Source organism: Komagataeibacter kakiaceti JCM 25156 (assembly GCF_000613305.1).
On sequence record NZ_BAIO01000584.1, the window covers coordinates 1 to 1315 of the forward strand.

Annotated in this window: 1 protein-coding gene and 1 pseudogene; both read left to right on the plus strand. The window is 66.3% G+C overall.

Features of this window, described 5'->3' with window-relative positions; all coding sequences use genetic code 11:
- Positions 1-680 (plus strand): annotated as a pseudogene (gene pstC / locus JCM25156_RS25640) (phosphate ABC transporter permease subunit PstC); the annotation flags it as partial.
- On the plus strand, positions 681-1315 hold a 635-nt coding region (locus JCM25156_RS16840; RefSeq protein WP_025814053.1), incomplete at its 3' end, for an ABC transporter permease subunit. It abuts the pseudogene before it with no gap.

Consider the following 1315-nt stretch of genomic DNA (forward strand, 5'->3'; position numbering starts at 1 on the left):
CCGCTGACCTTCGGCATCGCGGTCTGGCTGACCGAAATCGCGTCCGCGCGCATCGCCGGTGTCATCGGCACGCTGATCCAGCTTCTGGCGGCGGTGCCTCCATCATTTTCGGCATGTGGGGGTTCGCGGTGCTGGTGCCGTTCATGGCCCATTACGTGGAGCCGCTGGCGGGCCACACGCTGGGGCGGATTCCGGGTATCGGCACGCTGTTCCGTGGCGCGCCCTATGGTACCGGGTTCCTGACGGGGGGTATGATCCTGGCGGTCATGATCACGCCGTTCATTTCCGCCGTCATGCGCGATGTCTTCCTGTCCATGCCCGCCGTGCTGAAGGAAAGCGCCTACGGGCTGGGCATGACCCGGTGGGAAGTCGTGCGCCGCATCATCCTGCCCTGGTCGCGTACATCGGTGGTGGGGGGTGTCATGCTCGGGCTGGGGCGTGCGCTGGGGGAGACGATGGCCATCACCTTCGTCATCGGCAACGCCAACCATATCGGCTGGTCGCTGTTTTCACCGGGGAACACGATCGCCTCGCTCATCGCGCTCGAATTTCCCGAAAGTGCGGTGGGCAGCCTTAAATTCTCGTCCCTGATGGCGGTGGGATTCCTGCTCATGCTGATCTCCCTTGGAACGCTGGTCTGTTCGCGGCTGCTGCTGCGCAGCAAGGCGGCGGGTCGCTAGATGACGGGCCGGAACGACGTGACGGCCGCCGCCGCTGCGGTGGAGACGGGCTGCGCATCGGGGCGCTGGCAGGGCAACAGCCTGTCCGACATGCGCAGGCGCATGGTGGACCGGGTGGCGACCGCGCTGTGTTGGGCCGCCACCGTGCTGGTGCTGCTCATGCTGTTTTCCATCCTGTTCGTGCTGGTGCGCAACGGGATCGGGGGGCTGCGCTGGGTCACGTTCGCGCATGTCACCCTGCCGCCGGGGCAGGATGGCGGGCTTGCCAACGCCATCGTGGGCAGCCTGATCCAGACCGGGCTGGCCGTGCTGATCGGCGCGCCCGTGGGCCTGCTGACCGGTATCTACCTTGCCGAATTCACGAATACGGATGGGTGGCTGATCAATGCCGTCCGGTTCGTGTCCGACCTGCTGCTTTCGGCGCCGTCCATTCTGGTGGGGCTGTTCATCTACATGATCGTGGTGGTGCCGACGGGGCATTTTTCCGGTCTGGCCGGGGCGCTGGCGCTGTCCATACTGGTGGTGCCGGTCGTGGTCCGCACCACGGAGGACATGCTCCGTCTCGTGCCGCTTTCCATGCGTGAGGCCGCGTTCGCCCTTGGCGCGCCCCGCTGGCGGGTCATCCTGTCCGTCTG